Annotated in this window: 10 protein-coding genes and 2 pseudogenes; 4 read left to right on the forward strand and 8 right to left on the reverse strand. The window is 63.3% G+C overall.

Annotation, left to right across the window (positions count from 1 at the left end; genetic code table 11):
- Positions 1-476: 476 nt before the first annotated feature.
- From CWO89_RS18415 to CWO89_RS18430, 4 genes are all read right to left on the reverse strand, one after another.
- Positions 477-13,109 carry a filamentous hemagglutinin family protein gene (locus tag CWO89_RS18415; RefSeq protein WP_130580178.1) on the reverse strand — a complete coding sequence of 4,211 codons (12,633 nt, stop codon included), beginning with the start codon at positions 13,107-13,109 and terminating at the stop codon, positions 477-479.
- Positions 13,110-13,227: 118 nt separating this feature from the next.
- Complete coding sequence (locus CWO89_RS18420) at positions 13,228-14,220, reverse strand: FecR family protein (protein WP_349644888.1); 993 nt, start codon at positions 14,218-14,220, stop codon at positions 13,228-13,230.
- A gap of 83 nt (positions 14,221-14,303) precedes the next feature.
- A complete protein-coding gene (locus CWO89_RS18425; protein ID WP_130580180.1) occupies positions 14,304-14,816 on the reverse strand; it encodes an RNA polymerase sigma factor in 513 nt (170 codons plus the stop codon).
- A complete protein-coding gene (locus tag CWO89_RS18430; RefSeq protein ID WP_130580181.1) occupies positions 14,809-15,570 on the reverse strand; it encodes a TonB C-terminal domain-containing protein in 762 nt (253 codons plus the stop codon). The genes CWO89_RS18425 and CWO89_RS18430 overlap by 8 nt, the downstream gene beginning before the upstream one ends.
- 482 nt (positions 15,571-16,052) lie before the next feature.
- On the opposite strand from CWO89_RS18430, the gene CWO89_RS18435 reads away from it, so the two are divergent.
- The 4 genes and pseudogenes from CWO89_RS18435 (at position 16,053) to CWO89_RS18450 (ending at position 21,586) form a co-directional block, all read left to right on the forward strand.
- Positions 16,053-17,015 (forward strand): tripartite tricarboxylate transporter substrate binding protein, encoded by a 963-nt coding sequence (locus CWO89_RS18435; protein ID WP_130580182.1) that lies wholly within the window; start codon positions 16,053-16,055, stop codon positions 17,013-17,015.
- A gap of 20 nt (positions 17,016-17,035) precedes the next feature.
- Positions 17,036-19,645 carry a molybdopterin-dependent oxidoreductase gene (locus tag CWO89_RS18440; RefSeq protein WP_207234511.1) on the forward strand — a complete coding sequence of 870 codons (2,610 nt, stop codon included), beginning with the start codon at positions 17,036-17,038 and terminating at the stop codon, positions 19,643-19,645.
- Complete coding sequence (locus CWO89_RS18445; RefSeq protein ID WP_130580184.1) at positions 19,642-20,352, forward strand: molybdate ABC transporter substrate-binding protein; 711 nt, start codon at positions 19,642-19,644, stop codon at positions 20,350-20,352. The genes CWO89_RS18440 and CWO89_RS18445 overlap by 4 nt, the downstream gene beginning before the upstream one ends.
- Before the next feature lie 581 nt (positions 20,353-20,933).
- Positions 20,934-21,586: pseudogene (locus tag CWO89_RS18450) on the forward strand (transglycosylase SLT domain-containing protein).
- A 575-nt stretch (positions 21,587-22,161) separates the two neighbouring features.
- On the opposite strand, the gene CWO89_RS18455 reads toward CWO89_RS18450, so the two are convergent.
- The 4 genes and pseudogenes from CWO89_RS18455 to CWO89_RS18475 form a co-directional block, all read right to left on the reverse strand.
- Positions 22,162-23,592 carry a pyridoxal phosphate-dependent decarboxylase family protein gene (locus tag CWO89_RS18455; protein ID WP_130580185.1) on the reverse strand — a complete coding sequence of 477 codons (1,431 nt, stop codon included), beginning with the start codon at positions 23,590-23,592 and terminating at the stop codon, positions 22,162-22,164.
- Positions 23,593-23,795: 203 nt separating this feature from the next.
- Positions 23,796-24,190: pseudogene (gene opgC, locus CWO89_RS18460) on the reverse strand (OpgC domain-containing protein); the annotation flags it as partial.
- Positions 24,191-24,263: 73 nt separating this feature from the next.
- The gene (locus CWO89_RS18465) at positions 24,264-24,452 is read right to left on the reverse strand and encodes a hypothetical protein (RefSeq protein ID WP_130580186.1); all 189 of its coding nucleotides are present in this window, start codon (positions 24,450-24,452) and stop codon (positions 24,264-24,266) included.
- A 497-nt stretch (positions 24,453-24,949) separates the two neighbouring features.
- On the reverse strand, positions 24,950-25,246 hold the full coding sequence (locus CWO89_RS18475; RefSeq protein ID WP_130224561.1) for an HU family DNA-binding protein: 297 nt from the start codon (positions 25,244-25,246) through the stop codon (positions 24,950-24,952).
- Positions 25,247-25,296 lie beyond the last annotated feature (50 nt).

A 25,296-nucleotide genomic window follows, 5' to 3' on the forward strand; every position in this document is an offset into this window, starting at 1 on the left:
CTCTGCTCAACGAGCAGAACTTAGCGCCAGCGTCGGGGCGCCAGGACCACACGACTTCGCCGTCCGTGATGTGCGCGCTCGTCAGTCACACCCATCGCGTCCACCGCATCTCACCGCAACGTTCGTGACGATCGCGAGCCGCCCCTCATCCGCCGTGAGACGCGCGGAGTCATAGCGATGATTTGCCCGACGGGTTAAGCGATTTATTTTCGCGCGAAGGGCTGGACAGACTTTCGGCTGATTTGCCCGTCGGGTTGATTTGTCGCACCCAAAGCAACCACATCGTCATTGCGAGCGCAGCGAAGCAATCCATAGCACCGCTTGTGGAGGCATGGATTGCTTCGCTGCGCTCGCAATGACGGTGGCTATCGAATGGGGCGGGCCGATTTCCGCGATCGACTTACGTCAGCCCAAACCGCAGGGTCTGGTTCGAGGATGAGATCATCGCATGGCAGAGCGAAGCGAAGCGACAAACCCTACAGCCTTCCCCTTTCGTCCGTGGTCAGCTTTTTCTTTTGCTCCTCGGTCAGTTCGCCATTGCCAACAACCTGAAATCTGCTGTCAGGCTGGTAATCCTGCGGCTCAAGGCTGCTGCGCTCATCATCCTTCCTGCGTTGATCGCCGTTGGGGCCGCCCTCGCCTCCACCGAAGCCGAGGAACTCGACGATGATGATCGACGGACGATCGCTGGTGCTGGGCGCGGCCGGCTGAGCCTGCTGCGTCGCTGCCGTCATATTGCTGCTGGAGGCCAATGCCGCGACCGGCGGCGCCTGCACCGTGGGCACGCCGGTGACATTGCCCTGCGCCTGGATGTTGGCGGCGTTGACGATCTGCAGCGCCGCGAGGTTGACGTCGGCGCCGGAACGGATGCCGGCTTCGCCTGCATCGATGGTGCCCAAGGGCGCGATGAGGTCGATGCTGCCGCCGGGAACGCCCGGGACCGAACTGCGCGATGCGATGCCCGCACCCGAACCGGGCACGGCCGGTGACAAAGTGACCATGCCATAATCATCATAGACTCGCCGCGCTGGCGTGTAGACGATCGTGGTCTTGGCGCCGCGGCCGGCGTTGATGTCACCCTCCGCCGACCAGCCGAGGACGTCGCCGCCAAAGGTCGTCATGATGCGGGACAGGCCAAGCAGGATCGAGCCTTTGGAATAGAGCGCGATGTCGCCCTGCCCCTGGGTAATGAGGCCCGACGACGCCGGCGGCACCTGGCCTTCGACACCCACCACTTGCTGGCCGCCCGGCGTCAGCATCTGGATGCTGCCGCCGTAAAGCGTGCGCACGCCGGAGCCTCCGAATATGGTGATATCGCCGGCGTATGTGATTGGATTGCCGTTTGCGCCCTCCTCAGGGAACAGAGCCGCGATCGCCTGGCGGCCGCGCAGATAGGATTGGAAGCGGCTGCTTTCCGGATCGTTGTATTCGCGGCCCCCGGCCTTGAGCTCGGCGAAATAGACCTGGCGCAGGAAGATCGCCTGCTGCTCGGGCGCGAGCGCCGTAAAGTAGGCGCGCGCGTCCGCGACGGTCGATGCCGCGAAGCCGTAGCGCTCCGCCAGCCAGGCCATCAGTTCGTGCTCATAGGTCTTGGCGACCTTGCCGGGCTGATCGGCAAGCGGCGTGCCGACAACAGCGAGATTGGCCGGATCGAGATAGGCCCAGAGACCCGCATAGTTCGGACCCGCGGCGCCAGCGCCCGCCTGCATCAGGATCGACGCACCGGGGCGCGTGTCGCCTGCGGCGAGAGCGCCGATCGAGACGATCGAGCCCTTGTCGCCGAGATAGAGATTGCGTCCGGCTTTGACCTCCAGCGAGCCCGGGCCGGCGACCTGCACCTGAGCGTAGAGGATGTCGCGGCCGGCCTCGATGATCGAGACATCGGTTGCGTCGTTGTTCAGGATCAGGCTTGGCGTGTCCTTGAAGACCGCGTCACCCAACTGGCTGCGATAGGCGTTCTTGCCGAAATTGACGATGTCGCGCCCGGCGTAGATGCGGGCCGGCATGGCTGCGCGGTAACGCGGCAGATATTCGCCGTTCACGTATTGCGGCGAGGGATCGCCGAGCGTGAAATTGACGATGTCGCCAGTCATCGCATAGACGCGGATGAGCTTGTCGTCGCCCGCGTGCAGGTTGGTGGTGACGGTGTCCGACTGGAACTGGAAATAGGAGTTGCTCGATCCCGGCCGGAACGGATTGGGGATCGAATTGGGATCGGTCTGGGCGCCGGACACGCTCCAGGCGGCCGCGACAGGATCGCTGAAGCTACCAAATTCGTATGCCGCCGCATAGATCGAGTCGCCGGCCAGGAGTTCCAGATAGCCGTCGCGGGACGGCGCCAGCTCGATCCGCCGCGAACCTGCCCAGTACAGGCTGCCATGCGCCGCGACCGCCTCGAAGATCGGCGGCAGCATGGCGCGGTTCGTTTGGTCCTCGCTGCCCCATATTTCGTTCTGGCTGGGGCTCGAGGCATTCAGCGGCACCATGTTGCCGCCCGCGGAGAACAGCGTGATCGCGGTATCCGGGCGCCACAGCGAGAAGGCCGGGCCAATGACGGAAATGCCGGTGGGATAGATCATGCCGGGATCTCCGGCGCCGCCGAAGACGAGGTCGCCGCGCGCCTGCAGGCTGGCCGATCCGTCGCCGATGACGACCACCGGCCCGCCGACGCCGCCATCGGTCTGGAGCATCGTCGCCCGATAGAGGTCGACGGCCCGCGGATCGTTCGGCGCGCCGACGCCATAGGCCAGCAGCGCCGAGCCGATGGCGCCGGCCTTGACGGCGATGTCGCCGCGCACATTGGTGAAGGAGCCGTTGAGATCGTCCGTAGCGGTGGATGTGATGAGCGGGTTCAGCCGACCGCCGATATCGACGGAGAGGTCGCCGCCGCCGGTCTGCAGCAAGGTGCCGCCGGTCACGACGCCGTCCGGCGTCTTCGTCACCGAGGTGACTCGGCCGCTTCCGCCCACCGCGAAGATGAGGCCCGTGCTGGCACGGTTCGAGCTGCCGGGACTGTCGATCGCGACGAGCGTGCCGGCATCACCGCCGACGTCAACCGCCAGGTTACCGCCGCCCAGCGTGCCGAAGCCGGAGAAGCCATAGAAGAGGTTGGCATTGAGTCCGCCATAGGCCCCGAAGCGGATGCCCCAGGCCGCTGGCGTCGTGGCATCACCCTGGCGCACCAGCCAGTTGCCGACCGAGTAATTATTCTGGCCCGCAGACGCAACATTGTCCACCTGGAGAGAGCCCGTGAGATTGCGCCCGGTCGCGATCGTCAGATCGCCGCCGTTTTCGATGAAATAGCCGCCCTGCGAGGTGACGCCGGCATAGGCGCCGCCGACATCGATCTGGGTGCCGGCGGTGTAGACGCCGAAGGGCGTGTCCTGGGTGAGGTCGCGCCCGGCGATGAGATCGAGATCGCCCGTGCCGGTGCGGATCACGCTCGGCAGGACCTTGCCGGCCGCGTTGACGAGCGAGTTGGAGAGCAGCATGTTGCCGCCCGCCCCAAGCGCCGAGAGCGATTGCACCGCACTTGTGTCCGCGCTGGTGCCGTCGGCGCCGCTGACGAGGCGGATCGACCAGGATTGGCTGCCGGGCGCCAGCATCGGCGCGCCCGCATGGTTGGCGATAGGCGTCGACGAGACGATCGTCGTTCCCGTCGGCAGGACGGCGCCGGAGGGCAGCGTCTGGCCGGCCTGCAGTGCGACCCTGGCGTTATTGATGACGGCGGCGAGGTCTGTATTCCTCGGAATGACCGTGCCAACCGGAAGCGTCGCTACGCCCGAACCTGGCAGCCGGGTTCCGACCCCGTAGATCGAATTGCCCGGAATGACCATTTGGATGGCGTCACCGACATTGATGACGGTCCCGACCGGCAGGATGGTGCCCACCGGTATGGTCTGGCTCGAGTTGTATGTCGTTCCGTCCGGCAGCACGACGCTGCGGTTTCCAACATTTGCGAGCGACAGGTTGTTGCCGAGCTTGATCGACCCCTCCAACGTCCAGCCACCGGGCGTGTCGGCGGCGCGAATGACCATGTTGCCCGTACCCGTGAACTCAAACGGGATGGAGACACCGCGCTTAACGGAATTGCCCTGTGCAAGGACGATGTCGAAGTTCAGCGTTGTGAGCGGAATGCTCGATGCTGCTGCGACAGTGATCGACTCGGTCAGCGTCCGGGGGCTGGTCAGCGTCTCGGTGCTGCTGCTCACATCGTTCGGATTCGCGACAGGATTGCCGAAGCCGTCCGTGATGCTGCCGTTCACGGTGAGGTTGCCTGGTGCGCGGACGACGAGCGAGCCGGATTCCGTGGCACTGTAGGTCTCGTCCGACGTGCGCAGGCTCGCGAAATCAAGATTGCCCTTGACCGTGAGATTGCCGTTCGAGGATGAATTGCCACCAATCTCGACGCCCGGCCGCAAATGATAGGCGTCGCCATAAGCGGACAGGCCGGCGGTGCGGCCGGCGAGACCGGCATTGGCCAAAGCCGCGTCGATGAAGAGCACATTGCGCGCACCGATCTGGTTAAGACCGAGCACGCCGTCCGCCCCCACCGGATCGGCACCGCCATTGTCCTGCACGATGCTGCCGTCGGCATCGGTCGGCGAATAGGTCCAGAACGCGTTCAGCGCGATCTCCGCCGCGCCACGGATAGTCAACGGGCCCGCGGCATCGATCCGCGCGTCGCCGCTCGTCTCGCCCGTGCGGCCGGTATTGAGCACCACCTTGCCGCGCCTCGCACCGTCCGGCGAGCTCAGGTCCAGCGTGGCGCCCTGGTTGAGCCGGAGCCAGCCGGTCGTCGCGGTCAGCTCGATGCGGCCACGGTTCTTCGCCTCGATGACGGCGCCGTCGCTGTCGGTCTGCAGTTCGGTGCCATGCACATCGAGCGCAGCAGTGGATGCAATGGTCAGATCGTTCTTGGCCGAGAGCCGGATGGAGCCCGGTGCCGCGCCGCTGGCGTCGATCCGGCCGTTGACGGTCAGGCTGCCATTGTCCACCGACACGACGACATTGCGCGCCCTCACCTCGTTGCCGATGGCGAGATCGCCTTGCTTGAGCGCGAATTCGCGCCTCTCGAAGAACCCTCCTGCATTCAGGGCGGTGTTGATGCGCGCAAAGCTTTCGCTCTGGGTGCCTGTCGGGCCAATGAAGTGCGCTCTGAGCTTGAACGAGCCGCTCTCGTAGCCTGCGGTGGACGAGCCCTTGAACATGCCGTCGATCGACTGCAGCGGCGTGCCGTCCAAGTTGACGAAGACGATGCCGCCGCCGCCGGCCCCGTCGGTCGCCGACATCGTGACCGAACCGGCATGGTTGTTCACCGCGGAAACGTCGAACGTCGCGCCGCCCTGGACGATGATGCTGCTATGCGCGCTCTCCAGAATGAGGTCGCCGCCCCAGGAATATTTGGTGACGTCCTTGAAGGGGATGGCGCGGCCCGCCAGGTCGATGCGTGTGCCGTCATCGATCTGAAGCGTCTGGGCCGCAGTCACCGTCAGCTTGCCGGAAGGCAGCGCGACGGTGGTGTCGAGTTGGACCGCCCCCTGGACGGATGCGAGGTTGATCGTGGCGCCGAGCGAGTCCGCCGAAGCGACGCCGGCGGGCGCGCCCTGCGGGGCGACGACACGCAATGTGCCGCCGGAATAGACCGACAGCACCGAGCCGCTATCGCCGGTCAGCAGCGGCGTGACCAGGTTCAAGGCTGCCTGCTCGCCGGTATAGGTGGCCGGATCGAAGGACGAGGTCGGGCTCCCCCCGGTCTGCCAGACGGCGAGCGTATTGAGGTTGTTCGAGGTGATGCGCTCGGAGGCGTTGAGATTCACCGTCTCGAAGCCGAGCATCAGCCGGTTGAACTGGACCGTGTTGAGCGGCCGCGACTGCTCAAGATAGCCGAAGACGATCTCGCGCGCCGCCACATTGAAGATGCCGTGGCCGGTGCCCGGCCCGTCTGCGATGATCGCGCCGGGCGCGGCAGGGCCATAGATCGGCTGGCCTGAACCGGTCGCACCCGTCCGCAGCGAACGGCTCGACCATACCAGCCGATCGGTGGTCAGCGTGACGCTGTCATTCGCACCGCCATGGCCGTAGATTGCGGGCGTGCTCAGCACGAAGCTTTCGAGGACCGACACGCCGTTCTCGTCGAGCGTGGACAGATTCACGGAGCCGTAGAAGTTGACCGAGTTTCCGGCCGCCAGAATAAGATTCTTCATTCCGGGCGCGCCGGTGACCGGATCGCCCTGTACCAGCCTATCGAGCACCGCCTGATCGAGCGACAGCCCGCTCGGCAGGATGCCGGCGGACGCCGCGGCCGCAAGCTGCTCCGCGGTGCCGATATTGATATAGGGCAGAGCCAGTTCGAGATCGCGCGTTCCGAAACGGGCGCCGTCCTGCATGACAACTCCCTGGCCGGCGGTGAAGGCGATCGAGCCTTCGCTGTAGAGCGAAGAGCCGTCCTCGAGAGTGATCCTCGACGTCGTGTTCAACCGCCACGGTTCGAGGGAGATCGAGCCATTCGAGACCGCCAGCAGGGCCGGCGCGCTGAACAACAAGCCGGTGGCGACCGTGTCCGGCGCCATCAGCCCGTGGCCGAGCGTATTGACCGACGCCCCGGACTTCACCGTGATGTCCTGGTTTGCGGCAAGGATGACCTGCGAGCCCGTCAGCACAACCCCGTTTTCCAAGATGAGCGAGCGGACAAGGCCGTCGTTGGTCGTGAGTTCGAAGACCGGATTTCCAGCAGTATAACTGGCCCCGGGCGCGGAGCCGACATAGAGGTTAGGCGCTCCGACGTCGGCGATCTCGGACGCGGCAACGGTCGTGACGCTGCTGCTGCGGATTGTTGTGCTGCCCCCTCCCGTGATCACCATATCGGTGTTGTACGAACGGTTGGCACCGCCACCGCCGGAGACCGCCAACGTTCCGCCATACCCGCCCTCGCCTGGCGTGAAATCAGCGAAGCCGTCGAAAATGAGTGCCGATTCCACGCGCGGCGCGCTGCCCGTAGCCAATGTCGAAAGATTGAGGGTCAGGAACTTGCCGTCGGCCGCCATCAACGGACGGCCCGTCCCGAAGGTCGCCGCCTGCGCGAGTTGGAAGGCCTCGTAGCCCTGCTCGTTGTATTGTGAATAGGTGCGCAGAGTCGCGCCGGGCGTGACGATGGCGCGGGTCAGCAATGAGTCGCCGATCGAGGTGTTGGCCACGCCGCGCGTCGCGCTCGTCAGATAGGACCCGTTCGACAGCGACTGGGCCGCCGCAAATCCTGTCGTCCCCCGCGCGCCAAGCTCGACGCGGTAGGCCCCGGGCAGCAGCGCATAGTTCGCCGGTAGCAGCGTGTAAGTACCGGCTGGCAGCCCCGGCACGCCGGCCGGGATCGTGATCTGCTCGCCGAGGCCCGGCACCGAGCCGGTCCAGGCCGTGGAGTAGCCGCCGGCCGGCGGCGCGATGTCGACGCCCGGCACGATGGCGTAGACCGGGTTCCCAGATGAACTGTAGCCGTAGCCGGGATTGGCGTCGGCCAGCGCGTTGACCAGCGCGTCGACCGAGCCGCCGCGACCGGAGACGAAGGCGGCGCCCGCCAGCGTGCCGCCGCCGGACAGATCGAGCACGGAGCCCGGATGGCTCACGACATTGGTGCCCGTCACGGTGATGCCGAGGCGCCCGCTGCGACTGTTAGTGACGTAATTGCCGTCGACATCCTTCACGACCGTTCCGGTGAGGAGGTCGTAGGGCACCTGTTCGCTGCCGTCGACGGTGAAGCTGACGCCGTCCACCGTGCCGCCATAGGGGATGACGAGCCCCCTGGCGCTGACCGAGGTCAGGCTGCCCGGCAGGAACTCGACGAGGCCTCGCGTCACCATCTGCGGGTCAGCCGCGGCGAGCGCGATCGTGCCGAGCGGAGCGAGCAGATTGCCGCCCTGCCGGATCGTCCCGGCCGTCAGACCGAGCGAGCCGAACACCGAATAGGGCGCGGCGACCGGCGCATCATCGTGCCGCCCGATCGTGATCGTGCTGGTGTTCTCAGTGCCGAAGGGAATCGTCGGCCGGCTGCTAATATCCACCGCCGTGCCGGCATAGAGGCCCGCCTTGGCGCCGGTGACCGGATAGATGCGCCGCGCGATCAGATCGAGATCGCCGGTCACGGCGAGCGTCCCCGTCATGAACCGCAGGTCGCTCCGGCTGTCGAGCGTCAGCTTCGCGGCATAGGCGTTCATCCGGCTGGCGACGTCGATCAGCCCGCCATCGACGGTCAGTGTCCCCGTCGCCGGATAGGCCGGCAGGATGGAGGGGAGCACCTGGAACAGTCCGGCCTCTCGCATGAACTGTCCGTCGAGACTGACGTAAGGCGCGGACACCGTCGCGTGGGCGCCGTTGACGGAATTGTAGAGGCCCGACGTGCGCAGCGCGATGCTGCGGCCTGCCGCAAGGTTCACGTCGCCCTCGAACACGATTCCGGTGCGCGCTAACAGCGACAGGGTGCCGAAGCCGCCCTCCGCGACCTGCTCGGCACTGAGATTCGCGTAGCCGGGTCTGAGGTCTTGATGGGCCGCACCAACCTGAAGATCGGCCGGCAACGCGCTCCGCTGCCTTGTCTGGGAGATCCGTATCGCCCTACCCGCCTGCAGGCGCGAAGGCACGATGTCGCCCGAGGCATAGCTGTAGATCGGCGCTTCGAAATTGATCGTCAGCATGCCGCCCGAGGCGCCCGCGCCGCCCGCACGGGCGAGCAGCGTGCCATCGTTGTAGATGCCCTGATAGGAATCCAGGACGATGCTGCCGCCATTGCTGGCGACAATGCGGCGCGCGTAACTCGTCTGTCCGGCCGCTCCTATGTTTGTGATGTCGAGCTCGGCGCTGGTGCCCGAGACGTCGATCACCGCGCCTTCGCGCACTACGACATAGGCGTCGGCGGACAGATAGGCGTTCTCGTAAAGCGTGTCCTCGCCGCCGAGGCTGCCGAGCACGACCTTGCCGCCGTCCGGCACCACGCCATAGACCCGCCCGCGGGCATCGACCGCGGTGACCGCCTGCGCCGAGGTGTCGAGCCGTGCATGCTCGCCGATCCAGACCGAGAGCCCGCCGACGTCCTTATTGCTGAATCGGTTGGCGTTCAGGACGGTGATCTCGCCGCCATGGGCGGTGATCGTGTCGTCGATATTGATCTGCCCGCCGCTGGCGATGTTGACCTTGCGGCCGGGATCGACGGCGATCGACGCGCCCTGGGCGATCGTCACACCGCCGCCCGAGAGCCAGCTGGTGTCGCCGTCCACGCTGCGGCCCGACAGCAATTCGAGATCGACGCCGCCGCGCTGGGTGAGCGTCGTCGCTATTGGGTCGGCGATATAGACGTCCGGCAGCCATACGCTCAGCGCGTCCGACGGATCGCTGCCGGTCGGTACACCGTAGACACCTGTATCGAACCGGTAGATCGGCATGATCGGCGCAACCGCGGCGCCCGATGCCACGAGCAATCCGCTCTGCCCGTTGATCGAATACTTGGAGAATCCGCGGCTCAGAACATCGTCGGCGAGATTGAGCGTAGCCGGCGGCGCGATCCGGGCTTCCACCGGGAGAAGCGTCCCCGCCCGGATCACCGTGCCGGCCGCGATGGTCACGTCCACCGGCGCGGGCATCCCGGGCATGTAGGTCACGACCTGCGGCGCGGTCAGCCTCAGGCCCGTGGGAAAGGCGTTGGCCGGCAGCACATAGCCTCCGGGCAGAACAGGCGTTTGTACGCTGTATCCACGCACCGTCGAGCCGGCAGGAATGACGGTGCCGGCCGGCGCCGCTACCACGGCCGAGGTTCCAGGCCTTACATACGCGATGCTGATTGCGCCGGCGGGCACCACCCACTCCGCCGCCACTGTGGTCGTGGTGAAGGGCACGTCGGTGGGCAGCGTGGCGCCCGCCGCGACCGTGGTGAAGGTCTGGCTGTAGGCGGCCGGAAGCGGCGTCCCCGCCGGAATGAACAAGGCTTCCGTCAACGTCACGTCCGCCGGCGTCACACTGCCGGCGGGCAATGTCTCGCCGATCTCGTAGCTGGCATCGCCGATCACGACGAGGCCCGCGGTGGACAGCGACAGCGCGCCGCCGCCTTCAACGCCATAGCCGGTGATCGTCCCGTTCAGCGTCAGGTTGCCGCTGCCGCCGTTGTAGCCGGCGAGCAGCGACAGGTCTCCGCCCTTGCCGGCCTTGGTCTTGCCGTTGGTGAGGATCGCGGCACCGGAGGAGGTGTCGATCCGCGATCCCTCTTCCAGCGTCACGTCGCCAGTCGAGCGCAGCGTGACGCGTCCGCCGTCGACGAAGGCGAGACCGGAGAGATTGGTCGGATCGACCTGCGCGTTCGTCCAGATGCCGCGGGTGTCGATCGTCATTCCCGAATGCAGCGTCACGCTCGAGCCGCCGTCTTTGGACAGATCGGTGTTCCGTGTGGCGACGGAGTCGCCCCGAGCTTCACGCGTCACAAGCTGGTTGCTTGCCGTGACACTGCCGCCTCGAACGGTAACGCCTGCTCTGATGTCGATGACAGGTGCGATGAGGTCGAGGGAGCCTCCATCGGCCAGCGTCAGGCCGCTGTCGATCGCGATGGAGTCGCCCGTGGCGAGGTCGAGCCCGCCGAGCCTTTGGTCGTTGAGGCGGGAGGCATCAAACCATAACGTGTTGCTGCGGCTGGCGGGAAGGACGGAGGACGCGTCGAGGCTTCGGGTGATGTCCTCGACGCCTCCGATGACGATCGCGCTGTCGTGAATGCCCATGCACCCGAGCGCGCCATAGCTGCCGACAAGAAGCTGTCCCGCTTGCGCCACTTGGGTCTGGCCGAGCTTGTAGCCGTCGGCGATATCCGTCGGTCGCGCCGAGACCTGCCGCTCACCCTGGACGACATCGGCGAGGATGTCGGCCTCGAAGATCGCCGTCGGCGTCGAGAGGATGAGCTTGCCGGCGTCGCGGCCGACCGTGTAGCCCTCTTCCCAGCGCACGCTTTCGCGGCCCTTGCCGAAGGGGCTGGTCCAGACCTCGGTGACGTTCCAGCGCTCATGCTCGCGAACGAAGCCCTGGCCGAGACCATAGAAGGTCATGTCGGCGCGGGCGTCGTTGATGTTGTAGAGCCGACCGTCCGGTCCGAGAAAGTTGCTGGTGCGGATATAGCCGGCCTCGTAGCGAATCGAGCCGCCGGAGATATTGAACACTGAGCCTTGCTTTGCGATCACCTCAGGCGCCGACAACGTGATGGTGCCGCCGAGCGCGACCCACTCCCCGATCGTGTGAGCGGTGTTGGCGAGATGACCGCCGACTTCGAGCAGACCGCCCGGCGTATAATAGCGGTCGGTGTCGTAGCCCCCGGTCCCGGCCGGCACGAAGATCAGGTCACGAATATCAACCCAGACATCCTGGTTCTTGAGGTAGTCCTTGTCGCGGTTGACCGGACTGTCGCGCAGCTCATTGCCCTGGATATTGACGAGGATGTTGTTCGACGACATTGCCAGGGACACGTCGCGGACGCCCGAGACGTCGATCGTCGCACCGGTCTCGGTGAAGATGCGTCCCCCGGCTGATACCGCAACCTGACCGCCTTGTGCGATCGTAAGCGAGCCTGCTCCCGGTGTCGTACCGCCCTCGAAAACGACTTGACCGCCCGTGACGATCTCGATCCGCGACTGATCGAGCCGGTCCGCCAGAGTCGAGAGATTGTTGAAGATCCCGAGCGGCGTCGTGGCTCGCAGCAGATTCGCCGCTTCGGACGCATCGATCAAGCCATCGCGCTGCGAATTCAGCGCCGTCTCCCGGCTCTCGAGTTCGGGAATGATTGTGGTGACGCTACCGGGGCCAAGCCTGATGCTGCCGAGCGTGTCGGTCGCCGCATTCAGAAGATGGATCGTGCCACGCGTATTGACCGAGGTGGAGGCGACGAGAATGGCGTTCTGCTCGATCGCCCGACCCGCCAGCGTGATATCGCCCTGCGGGCTGAAGATCGAGCCGTCATTGCGAACAAGCCCTGCGAGCGTGCCCGCGTCGAACAGCGGGGCAATCTCGTTGCCGCGCGTGGTCGAGAACTGGTTGGCGTCCGTGCCGTAACCACGGCGCAGCACGAAGTCGTCACCGGCTGCGAGCTGGGTCTGACCTTTCGGCGTCGTGATCGAGCCGGCGTTGACGACCTGCCCGCCCATCAACAGCACGAAGCCGCCGCTGGAGGTCACTGATGCCGGGGCATGCGTCTCGATTTGCGCGCCGGCTTCGACCTTGACGACGCCGCCGCCCTTGCCGTTGTTGAGAAACGCGGCCGCGTCGGTGAAGCTTGGCGTCCAATTGCTTCCGCTTCTGCTCGAATAGATGCCGCTCTGGAATTGCTCGTTGGTGATCTTCGCGGTGGAGGCGATCAGCGTGCCGACATTGATCTGGCTTCCGCCGCCGAAGATGATGCCGTTCTGGTTGATGACATAGACCGAACCATCGGCCTTGATGCTGCCGAGGATCTGACTGGGCTTGCCATCGGTGCCGAGCACGCGGTTGAGCGCGACCCAGTCGCGGTTGCCCCGCTGGTCAAAGCGCAGATCGGTTCGGGCTCCGACGTTGAACGTATCCCAAGTGAGGATCGCCTTCTGCTGGGTCTGCTCGACATCGACCTTGACGCGATCGCCCTCGGTGAACTGCGTCGGCAGATTCGCGCCCCGCCATAGATCGGTTCCCGGCGCGGCACCGAGTGCCCGCTGAAGTCCGCCGGCGCCCAAGCCATTCGGGACTGAGGACGCATTCGCCGCAGCCCGCGCGGCATCACGCGCCGCCTGCTGGCTCGCCTGCTGCGCCTGGATCGCGAGCGTCGCCCGCTTGAGCGCATCGGAGGACTGGCTCGCCGCGCGGGCGGCTTCCTGTTGGGCCGATTGCGTTGCCGCAATCGCCGCCGCAGATGGTGTCGGCGCCTGTCCGCCAAGGGGCCGCGCATAAGCGTCCAGGGTTGTCATCAACAGCGCCGTCACACTGACGCCGGCCAGGAACGCAAGGCGATCGCGGCCACGACGCGTGGACAATGGCGAGACATAGTTGGCGGTCGTCGGTCCCGGAACCCGCTGTGCTTTCAGATCCGCCTTGGAGAGCTTCTTCGCGGTTTGGATCATCGACATCGAACGGCTCCTGTCATCGGTCGCGCCCCATGCGATCGCAAGCGCTCACCCCTAGACTGATCGGCGGAGCCAAAACCGTAAATTTTTTCTCGTTCGCCTGTTCCGCAATCGCCAGTTTTCAGGTCAGCAGAACGATGCCGCCCGGCAGCGTTCGGCTTGTGATCCCGAAGGCTTGGTTCAGGCGCACCAGAATGTCGTCCATATGATCGATGCGGAAGCGGCCGCTAATGGGCTTTCGCGCGAGTTCTCGGTCCATCAGGATCACTCTGCCCGACCGATATCGGTTGATTTCTTCGACGACCTCGGCCAGTGGAGCCGAGCGAAAGATCAACACACCCTGCTGCCAGGCGGTGACGAGTTCGATATCGATGCTCGCAACAGGCCCAAGCCCCCGATCATCATACCGGACCTGTTGGCCCGAGCCGAGCGTCGTCGCTTGGGATTCCAGCGTGACGTTTACATTACCGCCGACGCACGTGACGCACACGGATTGCCCGGCACGACGAACATCGAAATGGGCCCGACTGGTCGTCATGACGCCATTCGCCGCGAGAACGATGAGAGGGCGTTCCTGCTGGGACTTGGACACGAACGAGGCTTCGCCAGAAACCAGCTCAATGCGAGCGCCGTCGTTGCCCCGCAAGGCTACGCTCGTTTGCGAGTTCAGGTGCATGGAGACGTCGCTCGGAAGCTCCAGTTGACGCTGTTCACCTGTCACGGTGCGATAGTCCGCTGCCAACTCCGCAATTGATGGCCAAAGATCGAGCGGCGGGGAAACCATGGCATAGGCCGCCGCGGCCGAGACAGTGGCGAGCGCCCCGCCAATGGCGGCACGGCGGCTGAGGGTCGAATGGGACAGTGGCCGTGCCGCCAAGGCAGGCGACAATTGCCCCCGTTCGCGCAAGCTACGCGCCCCGAGCGCGAATTCCTTCCACATCCGGCGCGCATCGGCAAAGGCCGCTTCGTGGTCCGGGCTTCGTGAACGCCACTGCTTCAAGGCTTTGACATCAGCAGGGGTCACCCGACCGGAGTCCAAATGCTGGACCCAGGCGACCGCTTCACCCCTTAGCTCGCGTTCGGCTCTATCGTCCACCGCACCGACCCTCGACACCTATCCGTCCAGATGCTCCTGTGGCTTGAGCCACACGAGAGATGTCTAACGCTAAGACGGTTTTTCGAGCTCCGATCCACATTTTATTTTCGTGTTTGCTTGCGACGGGCAAGACAGTACTCGTGAGCCGATTTCAGCTCTTTCTCGACCAGGCTCAAGGAAATACCCAGGCGTTTTGCGATCTCGCTACGCGACAAGCCATCAAGACGCGCCGCGACGAGAATGTCACGTTGACGGGAGGGCAATTCCGAAATGAACGTCTCGACAAGCCGCAGTTCGGAACGTGCCTCAACAATAGAGGCCGGGTCCGCCGTCTCGTCAGCAAGATCGAGCATCTTTTCGATTTCGGCAGAGTCCAGATAGCGTCGCTCCGAAAGGATGCGATCGCGCGCGACATTTAGCGCAATCCGGTACAAATAGTTGACCGGACTGCTGACATGGCCGACGTGCTCAGCACGGTTCAGACGCAGCCAGGTGTCCTGGACAGCATCATCGGCGAGATCTGCTGACCCAAGCCGCCGCGTAAGCTTCACCTTGAGTTCCTGGTAGCTCGTAAGGAATAGCTGACGCAGGACAAGCAGACCGCTTTCAGTCATGGCCGGTCCTGCTTGGAACGCGGCGACCGCAGTCCTGCCGCATATCTGGATCGTTCGGCAAGACGACGATGGTAATCGGCTGCGCGAATCCGGCGGGCGGCGCAACACCTAAGCTTATCTGGCGCAGGGCAGCGTCGACACTCCGATCCATCTGGTCACTGCCGGTGGAGCTGAGCGTCTTCACCTGCAACACTTGTCCTGCCTGACCGATCCACAATCGGGCCGCAATCCTGCTGCTATCAGGCACAGCGGGTGTTCCGCAAAACACAGCCTTAAGACCCGCCTGAAGCAGACCGTAGTAACGCCTGTGGTCCAATGGCTGGCGTGTTGCGCCGCCCCGCACTGTTGCATCGGCCGGCACCGGACCAACCACGAAAAAATCTGTATCCTTAAAGTCTGCCCACAGGCCGGTGCCAGCGAGCAATATCTGCAGCGCCACTTCCGGTGTGTAGATACCCTCAACGAGACTGGAACGACGTCCTTCGGACAATGCTCCGTCATAAAGGACTTCACGGCTGGAAATGCGAGCATAGACTTCCAGCGCCGTGCCGAGCGGCTGGGATGGAATATTGAAAGCCAGGCTGCTCGACGCAGCCTTCTTTCCAGAAATGCCGGTGTTTGCTGCGCCAGGATTGGAAATGGGCGCAGAAATGCAAGATGCGAGAACTACCGAAACAGCAAACAGCGTCCAAGATCGCGAACCTGAAACACGCGAAACCCGCATAACACGGCCGAATTGATCGCTCCTTGCCATCGGATCGAAGCGCTAGCGCAACTGCACTAGATCTCGTTTCGCCGCCCGCCGAGATGCATGGTTTCGTCTTTAGACGTCTATTGTGACAGTTGGACGAAGTTTGCAACTTTCGCATTCGAGACCTTGCGGGCCCGCCGTCCCAGTTCGATGCCTTCAATTCCCTCGGCTCGTATCATGATTGCTTTATTCGCCGGCGTACGATCGAACCGCTCAAGACGACCTTCCCGATCCAGGATCGAGATGGCGCCTCCTCTGGCGCTCCTGCTTCAGCAGCAATGGCGCGGCTTGGAGACGCACGCGGAAGGCCACAGTCAGTGCGCGCAAGCGATAAGATGCGTGTGCTCAAAGTCCAAGGGGGCGGAGGTCCGGAGCTACACCGCCATCTCTGTTTTATTCCTGCGAGCCGTCCGGAGTCTGTCGTCGACAGCGACTTCGCACCGCAGCTAAACTTCCCAGCAAAGAACAATATTTTGGGGAGAGAAATGATGAGCCCAAGATTCGTACTGGCACTGGCCGCCCTTCTGCTGGCGGGCTCCTCGTCAGTTGCGCAGGACTATCCCTCCCGGCCGGTCCGGATCATCGTTCCGTTCGGCGCCGGCGGGCCCGCCGATGTCACTGCCCGTCAGATCGGCAACATCCTGCAGGAAAATTTTGGCCAGCCTTTTGTGGTCGAGAACCGCACCGGCGCCGGGGGCGTGATCGGCACGCAGGAGGCCGCCATGGCGTCGCCGGATGGTTACACGCTGTTGATGATGTCGAACACGCAAACCGCCAACGAATCGCTGGTGCCGCAGCGCAAATATGAGCTGATGCGCGATCTTGTCTCGATCGCTCCGGTCAACTACTCCGACCTCGTGATCGTCGTGCACCCTTCCGTACCGGCGAAGACGCTGCAGGAATTCATCGCGCTTGCTAAAGCCCAGCCGGGAAAATTGAACTACGCCTCCTCCGGCCAGGGCACGCCGTACCACATGGCGGGCGAACTGTTCAAAGCGATGGCCGGGATCGACGTCGTGCATGTGCCCTACCGCAACAGCGGCGAGGCGCGAAGCGGTGTGATCGGGGGCCAGGTGCAGATGATGATCGACGCCGTGCCCGCGATGGCGCCCAATGTCAGGGAAAACCAGGTGCGGGCGCTGGCAACCACCGGCCAGGCGCGCTCAGCCGTCTTACCTGACGTACCCACCGTGATCGAGGCCGGCATTTCCGGCTATGAGGCAACGATTTGGCTCGGATTGATGGCGCCGGCGAGAACGCCGAAGCCCGTCATCGACAAGATCAATGCCGCGGTGAACGTGGCAGTGAAGCGGCCAGATATCGTGAAATTCTGGGGAGCGCAGGGGGCAGTGCCGATGTCGATGTCGCCGGAAGAATTCGACAAATTTTTGCGCGGCGATATTGTGAAATGGGCCGGCGTGGTCAAGAAGTTCGAGAAGACGCAATAGCTCACCTGGGCCGATCCAACATGCCGCACGTTCGATTTCGCCTCAATGGCGTCGAAATGGATGTAGCCGCCGATCCTGATCGTTCGCTGTTGGACATCCTGCGCGGCGAACTCGGCATGATCGGGCCGCATTTCGGCTGCGGCGCCGGAGAGTGCGGCGCCTGCAATGTCATTGTCGGTGATCGCGCCATGAGTTCCTGCGATATGCCGCTGTGGTTGGTGGCAAATAAGGACATCACGACGCCAGAGGGATTAGGGAGCGCCAACGCTCCGCATCCGCTGCAGCGCGCTTTCATCGCGGAACAGGCGTTGCAATGCGGCTACTGTGTTTCGGGCATTCTCATGAGCGCCGCGGCGTTGTTAAAGCGGAATCCAGCACCTTCCAGCGACGAGGTGAAGGAGGCGCTGGACCGCAACCTCTGCCGCTGTGGGTCGCACAACCGGATGGTACGGGCGGTGCTGCGCGCAGCAGCGGAAAATGGCGGCGCCATGAGCCGGCCTCCGCCCTCCCCGTCTGCAGCAACGCTACCGGTCAGCCTTGCGGCTAACCCAACATTGTCATCTTGGCTGGAATTCTCAGCCGAAGGACACGTGACGGTCTGGCCGGGGAAGGTGGAAATCGGACAGGGCATTGTTACCGCGCTCGCGCAAATCGCCGCCGATGAACTTGACATCGATATCGCGCGCATCCGGATGGTCCGCGCTTCGACCGCGGCAAGCCCGAACGAAGGCGTCACCTCCGGCAGTCTTTCGGTCCAACAATCGGGCCGCGCGCTGCGATACGTCTGTGCAGAAGTCCGACAAATCTTTCTTGAGGTTGCCGCCGATCGCCTCGGTGTCAAGAAGACCTCCCTCTCGGTTGAGGACGGAAGCATCTCCGGTCCCGGCAATGTCAGGACGAGCTATTGGGAACTCGCCGACGATGTCGAGCTTGAGCGAGACGCGACACCGGGGATCGCGCCGAAACTGGCAACCGAGCGCCGGTTGGCGGGAGATTCCGTCCACAGGATCGATATTCCCGACAAGGTCTTTGCGCGGCCACGCTTCATCCAGGACTGGAGCCTGCCGGCCACGCTGCACGGCCGCGTGCTGCGGCCGGAAAATTCGCGCGCAAGGCTGATTGAGCTGAATGAAGATGGGGCGCGCGCCGTCGCTGGCCTGGTTGCGATCGTGCGCGACGGCAGTTTCGCTGGGGTCGTCAGCGAAACGGAGAATGGCGCGGAGGCTGCGCTCAATGCGCTGCGCAAGAGCGCGACATGGTCTGAGGGCGAGATATTGCCTGACGAGAACGACCTGGCCGCGTTCCTGAAGAGCCAACCGCTGGAATCGGTTGTGATCAGCACGAGGGCGGCTTCAACGCCAGGCGATGGCAAGCGCACAATCCGGCAGCAATATACCCGTCCCTATATTGCCCACGCTTCGATTGCGCCATCTTGCGCGATGGCGCAACGGAGTGGCGACAAGGTCCATGTCTGGACTCATAGCCAGGGGGTCTATCTTCTGCGCACGGACCTCGCGCTGCTGCTCAAGCTACCGGCCGAGAACATCACGGTCGAGCATCTCGAAGGCGCCGGCTGCTATGGCCACAACGCAGCCGATGACGTCGCCCTCGATGCCGTATTGTTGGCGAAGGTCGCCGGTGGCCGGCCAGTACGGGTGCAATGGTCGCGCGCCGACGAGATGTCGCAGGCGCCGTTCGGTGCGGCCATGGCGATCGAGATTGCAGCCGATCTCGACGCTGGGGGTGAGATCCTCCACTGGCATCATCAGGTCTGGAGCAACGGCCATGCGGCACGACCGGGGCGCGCGGCGCAGCCGGCGCTGCTTGCCGGGTTCGAGCTGGCGAATCCGTTCCCGCGGATGATTTCGACCAATCCGCCACAGGCCAATGGTGGTGGCGCCGACCGCAATGCCGTTCCGCTGTATGATTTCCCGTCATGGCAGGTCGAGAGTCACCGTCTGCTGACGATGCCGGTGCGCACCTCGGCGCTACGCACGCTGGGCGCCCAGGGCAACGTGTTTGCCATCGAGTCCTTTCTCGACGAGATCGCGGCCGAGCGCCGCGAGGATCCGGTCGCGTTCCGGCTGCGCCTTCTGAGCGACGACCGCGCCAGAGACGTCATCCGCGCCGCTGCCGAACGCGCGAAGTGGAAGCGGGCGCAGCGACCCGGCATCGGCCATGGCATCGGCTTTGCTCGCTACAAGAATATGGGTGCGTACTGCGCTGCCGTGGCCGAAGTAGAGGGCGACAAGGACATTCGCGTCAGAAAGCTGACTCTCGCAGTCGATGTCGGGGCGGCGATCAATCCTGATGGAGTCATCAACCAGATCGAGGGCGGCGCCATCCAGGCCACCAGCTGGGTGCTGAAGGAGCGCGTCCGCTTCGACCGGCAACGCATCACCAGCACCACATGGTCGGACTACCCGATCCTGCGCTTCAGCGAGGTGCCGGAGGTCGAAGTCGAACTCATCCAGCGCCCGGAATTAGATCCCGTTGGTGCGGGCGAAGCTGCACACGGTCCCGTAACCGCAGCGATAGCCAATGCAGTTTTTGATTGCCTCGGCGTGCGGATACGCGATCTTCCCATCACGCGCGAGCGGTTGATCGCCGCGATGGAATTGACACCATGAACAAGTTGCGCGTTTTGAGCGGCGGGGCGGCGCAGGGACTCGTCAAGAACCTTGCGCCAGCTTTCACGGCTGCTACGGGCTTGCGGATCGAGGGCGAATTTGGCGCGGTCGGGGCCATGGCGGAAAAGCTGCGCAAAGGCACCGCTGCCGATGTCATCATCCTCACATCGGCACTCGTCGCAACACTTGCAACGGAGAAGCTGGTCTCATCGGCCTCCGTCAGAGATATCGGCCTGGTCGAGACCGCGCTTGCGGTCCGCGCAGGAGATCCGCTGGTCGCCGCGAAGGATGCAGCAAGCCTGCGCGAGGCGCTGCGGGCAGCGGATGCGATCTTCGTCCCGGACACCAAGGCATCGACCGCGGGAATTCACGTCGCGAAAGTCCTGGAGCAGCTCGGCATTGCCAGGGAGGTGGAGCAACGCTTGCGCATCTTTCCGAATGGTGCAACCGCCATGCGCCACCTCGCCGAGTCGGACGCGCGGCGGCCGATCGGTTGCACACAGTCGACCGAGATCATTGCGACCAACGGCGTCGCCCTGTCCGGTTCGTTACCCCCAGGGTGCGCTCTGGCGACCCTGTACACTGCCGCCGTCACGACGCGCACTTCGGCCGCGCCGGCGGCAGAGGGGCTAATCGACCTTTTGACGGCAGCTCAGGCTGGAGAGGCAAGAGCCCGCGCGGGCTTCGTTCCTTCGCGGTCCATGTAGAGGCAACTCGAGCAGCCGTATCGGAGACCGGATTGATACCTTAACTAGCGGCGTCGCAACGTGGGTGCCAGCATCCGCGCCCCCACTGTCGCCGGCCGGACCGGTGCGCGCGGCCGTCGACGCGGCTGCAGGACGCAGTGTCGAGGGCCCTTCCCCCTGAGACGAGGAAGGCCCGCGGCAGGCCCACCGCACAATGATGTCCCAACTGCGCCTTCTAAGCGAAGTCCGCCAATTTTCACGAAACACACCCGGCCTTAACGCTCCGGTTAGATCATTGAGCGTGCGCAACAATGTCTACCCAACTCTCCGTGATGGGTTTCGCTCGCGCTCAACCCGCCCTATCAACTGTCGCTTGTCGATTCTGAACAGGTCAATATAACGGACCGACGATTCCTGTGTCCTCGCCGCGCACTGTCAAATCCTCTTCTCGTAGGACGCAGGTCAGGAGAAGCTGGAACAGCTTCCTCCCTCGCCTTCGCCGCTGGCATGGCACGCGTTGGGTACGACAGAAGCTCACGACAGCACCGCGGGCGGTTGCGGTCGTTGGCGTTGTCGCGATCCTCCTGGCGGCATTCTCTCTGATGAACCTCGTCTACCACGTGGTCCGTAAGCCGACCGAGTTGTTCTTCCTCGTTGGCGGCGCACTCGACAAGAAGCCGAGTGAAACGTGGCGGCAGTACGGACCGCTCTTTCGCGTCTATTCGACCAGCACGATTACGCCCGAATTGTTAGCCGGGTTGGCGCAAGTCGAGAGCACCGGCAACCCGGTGGCGCGCACCTACTGGCGCTGGCAACTCAACTGGAATCCTCTCGCAGTCTACCGACCGGCCTCGAGCGCCGTCGGCCTATATCAGATGACCGATGCAGCTTTCGCCGAGGCTGCCCGGTCCTGTATCCGCAAGAATGCGGTCGTCGATGCCGACTGCGGATTCACCAGCCTATATATTCGCGCGCTTCCGAGCCATGCTATCGAACTGGCGGCCGTGTATTTGGACCGCAATGTCGCGGCGGTTCTCGCCCGCGCGACAGATGCGACGGCAACCCCGCAGCAGAAGCAGGATCTGGCCGCATTCATCCATCTCTGCGGCGCGGTCCGGCGGGGGCTTTCGTACGCCGTGGTTTTCAAACGATGGCTGGCGAGCGCTGCGGCGATCACCTCGTCGCGGCCTATCTCGCCAGGGTCAATGCGATGAAGCGCCAGTTCCTGCGCTTTGCTGCCGACGGCCGGAATTAGGGGCCGCCCCGGTTACCCGTTAATTTCCCTTAGGCCCGGGCGGGCCCATCGGTCCTGCTGGGCCCGGAGGACCCGCCGGCCCGGGCGGTCCGGCAGGACCGGGAAGGCCGCAGTTTTGTATCACCACTTCTCTCGTATCCGGCCCGGAGGTGATCTTGACAATGCAAGTGGAGGGAAACTCTGGTCCAATCCACCTAAACCCTCCAGTCGAAGTGCTCTCGACCTGCACTGTTTTATTTGGGCTAATCCTAATCTCCACGCTTGGCTCGCGCGGTCGCCTAACCCTTCCTACGATTACTAACTCGCCCCGCGATATGGTGGCAGTCGTGATCAATATCTCTGCATATGCATTTCCATCCCATGTGGTCACACAGACAGTTATGACAGCCAGGACGGTGCCGATGAACCTTGCGAGCATGACGGGCTTTCCCTCGCGCATCCTGTCATAATCCGAAATTCATCACCAAGAATAAGAACGCGACCACGCGAGAAGATGTTAACAGGCGGGTCCAGGATAGGAAACGAAATCTGTCACGGCGGCCAGGAAGCGATGTCGAACCCTGCGTCCGTGGAACTTAAGCTGATGCTGCTCGCGCACTCACTTGTCGAGCAATTTCGATGATCACGTCGAATGCGGCATCCGCATCGGCTTCTGTCATATCGAATGAACCCGCCTGAAATCGGATGACGAACTGCCCATCGACTTTGGTCTGCGTGAGATAGATCCGTCCGTCGTTGTTGATCGCATTGATCAGTCGAAGGTTGTGTTCATCAAGGTCGGCAACGTTCTTTGGTTCATGGCGAAACGAGAACAATGAGAGTATGGGCCTGGTTGTCACGCGAAAATCGGCTGTCTGTGTCAGCCGCGCGGCCAGCGCCTCCGACCAGCGCACATGATTGCGGATCATGTTGCGCAACCCCTCTAGCCCATAGGCCCGCAGCAAGAACCAGATCTTCAAGGCACGGAAGCGGCGGCCAAGCGGTATGCTCCATTCTGAGTAATTGATGATGCCGTCATGGCCGTGCGTCTTGAGGAATTCTGGGTGAATGGCCAGAGTTCGCACCAGGCTTTCGGGATCGCGCAGAAAATGTGCGGAACAATCGAATTGCGCGCCAAGCCATTTATGGGGATTGAGAACCAGAGAGTCGGCCAGCGCGACTCCTTCCCACAGATGGCGAAACTCTGGGCAGATCATCGCGGACCCGGCCCACGCCGCATCGACGTGAACGTAGAGATCGTGTCGTCTCGCGACTTCACAGATCCCTGCGACATTGTCAGTTCCGCCTACGCTGGTACCTCCGACACTGGCGACAATGCCCGCGGGTAGAAAACCAGCTTGTTGGTCCGAGACGATCGCAGCGTCCAATGCTGCGACATCGAGGCCGCGCATTTCGCCAAGGACCGGAATGCGCACGAGATTGTCTTCGCCAATTCCCGAAATCCAGATGGCGCGATCGATCGAGGTGTGCACCTGATCCGAACTATAGATCCGCAATCGCGGTTGACCCGACAGTCCCTGCCTGTTGCCTGACCATTTCAGTGCGCGCTCGCGCATGACGAGAACTGCCGCCAGCGTTGCCGATGATGCGGAGTCCTGGATGACGCCCTTGAAGCCTTCAGGCAGACCGAGCGCCCGGCGCAGCCAGTCCAGAACACGAGTCTCTAACTCGGTTGCAGACGGCGAGGTTTGCCAAAGCATGCATTGGGCGGCGATCGCCGACACAAATTGCTCGGCGATCACTGAAGCGGGGGCTGCGTTGGCCGGGAAATAGGCGAAGAACCGCGGATGCTGCCAATGGGTGATACCGGGCATCACGATCCTTTCGAAGTCCGCAAAAATGGCGTCCATCGGTTCCGGCAATTCGGGCGCGCTTGGAGGAATGGCATTGAAAGTGGCTCCGGGCATTGTCTGAGCCCGGACGGGACGATTGCGCAGACCTCGGCGATAATTCACGCCCCAATCAGCGGCCTTATGGCTCCAAACGCGAAACTCATTGTCATCCATCGGAGCCTCCTTATCGGCCGTTTGCTCTATCGAAGTGTCGAATGCTGGCCAAAGTTCGATCCCGTGACTTCGGCCGCATTTTTTGGCTGCGTCAGCCGGCTTGCGGCGGACAGCTATAGCGGCTCCCTACTCGGCCGGCTGGCCGCCACGAACCGCCGACCATTCCACACAAACGACCGGCGGGCCGCGCCAATGAAGACCTCGAGGCCGCGCTTGAGGAACTCGATCGGTTGCGCAATTAATAGTCGGACGTTGAATTCATGAAGCAGATGCACATGATTGTACCGTTCCGCGATGTAGGCGATGGCGACGACGTAGAAAACGAACAGCAGGATATGCGCGACGTAGATCTGCCAGGCTAGCGCCAGGATGCCGCCTGCGGCCACAAGGAAGCCTTTGGCCGCCATCGTTCGGGAGTAGACGAGCGCGACCGTGTAGCCAGATATGAAGACAAACAGGTCCGCGGCGTCGCTGAACCCATAGTTCTTCATCGTGATCCATGCGACCGCGTTGTTTGGAATGTGGTCGAGGAAGATCGCCCAATTCGCCAATCCGCGAGGTCCAATCTCAGATCTCGGCCTGCTCCGTTCGCTGCCACCGTTGCGTTCCTGTCTTCCACGCTGGAGCGTCGCGATCGCGGCACTCCGATTAGAAGATTCAATTGCGAAAGCTCAATTCTTGAACTTCGCCTGCCCGGTGTTTCCGTCTGCTCCCTTGAGGGTGATGCCGATCGTCGAGCCGGGTGCGATGTCCTTCTCTACGGCCGGCCCACCTACGTCCCTCCCCGCGTCGGTTGGGGCCACCACCGTCCTCACCATCACCACCGTTCTCGCCACCACCATCACTAGGATCCGAGCCACAGTGACGGTGCTTCACGAGGTAATCGTCGCCTAAGCTTTCGTATCTACCTTCGTCGCGTTAGTCCGTCATCATCGTGCATTCCGATCGGCCTCACGGCCAGGACGTAAACGCTACTTTGGCGAGCGGCTGCGGCCACCTTCGCATGGGTTTGTCGATGACATCGACAAGCCCATGGTAGGACTGCCCGACGGAATAGAGCGTTCATAGAAGACGGAGTGCGGGCGTCCTAGCTGTGGTTGGCTTCTCGCCGTACTGCGATGCCCCTGCGGCGTGACGGCTCGCGCTGTCCAAGAACACCGGCCTGGGACCGGGTGTAACCGCGGACGGTTTCGACCATGGCAGCGCGCTCGTGGATGCATTCTGCGTCCTGCGCGCTCGCTTCTCGCAGACCTACAATCATGGAAATCACCAACAGCAGCAAGCAGGCGCTGCTTCCGGTGTGATGGAATTACCCACAGTTCAGGCGAACGAACAGGCCTCAACCAACCCATCCGCTTCAAACAGCGTCTTTAGCCGCCTTCAGAGGTGAGGCCTTGACGGACCTGCTGGCTGGCTTGGCCGCGAACTCCATAGGCTCTTTCGTGAAAGGATTTACACCGCTGCGGGCTTCAGTAGCAGGCTTGTTTACGACTGACATCTTGACGAAGCCGGGAATGACGAACTCGCCGCATTCATTCAGTTCCTTATAGCCTACAGTCGCCATCTGCTCGATGACGGCCTTTACGTCTCCTTTGGAAACCTGCGTTCCTTCTGCAATTGCATCAATCAACTGATTCTTGGTCATCTTGGCCATGATGGATTCCTTTGTGGAGGCTCAGAACAGTTTTGAAACGCATGAGCTAC

Source organism: Bradyrhizobium sp. Leo170, from assembly GCF_004296405.1.
In the GTDB taxonomy this organism is placed as follows: domain Bacteria; phylum Pseudomonadota; class Alphaproteobacteria; order Rhizobiales; family Xanthobacteraceae; genus Bradyrhizobium.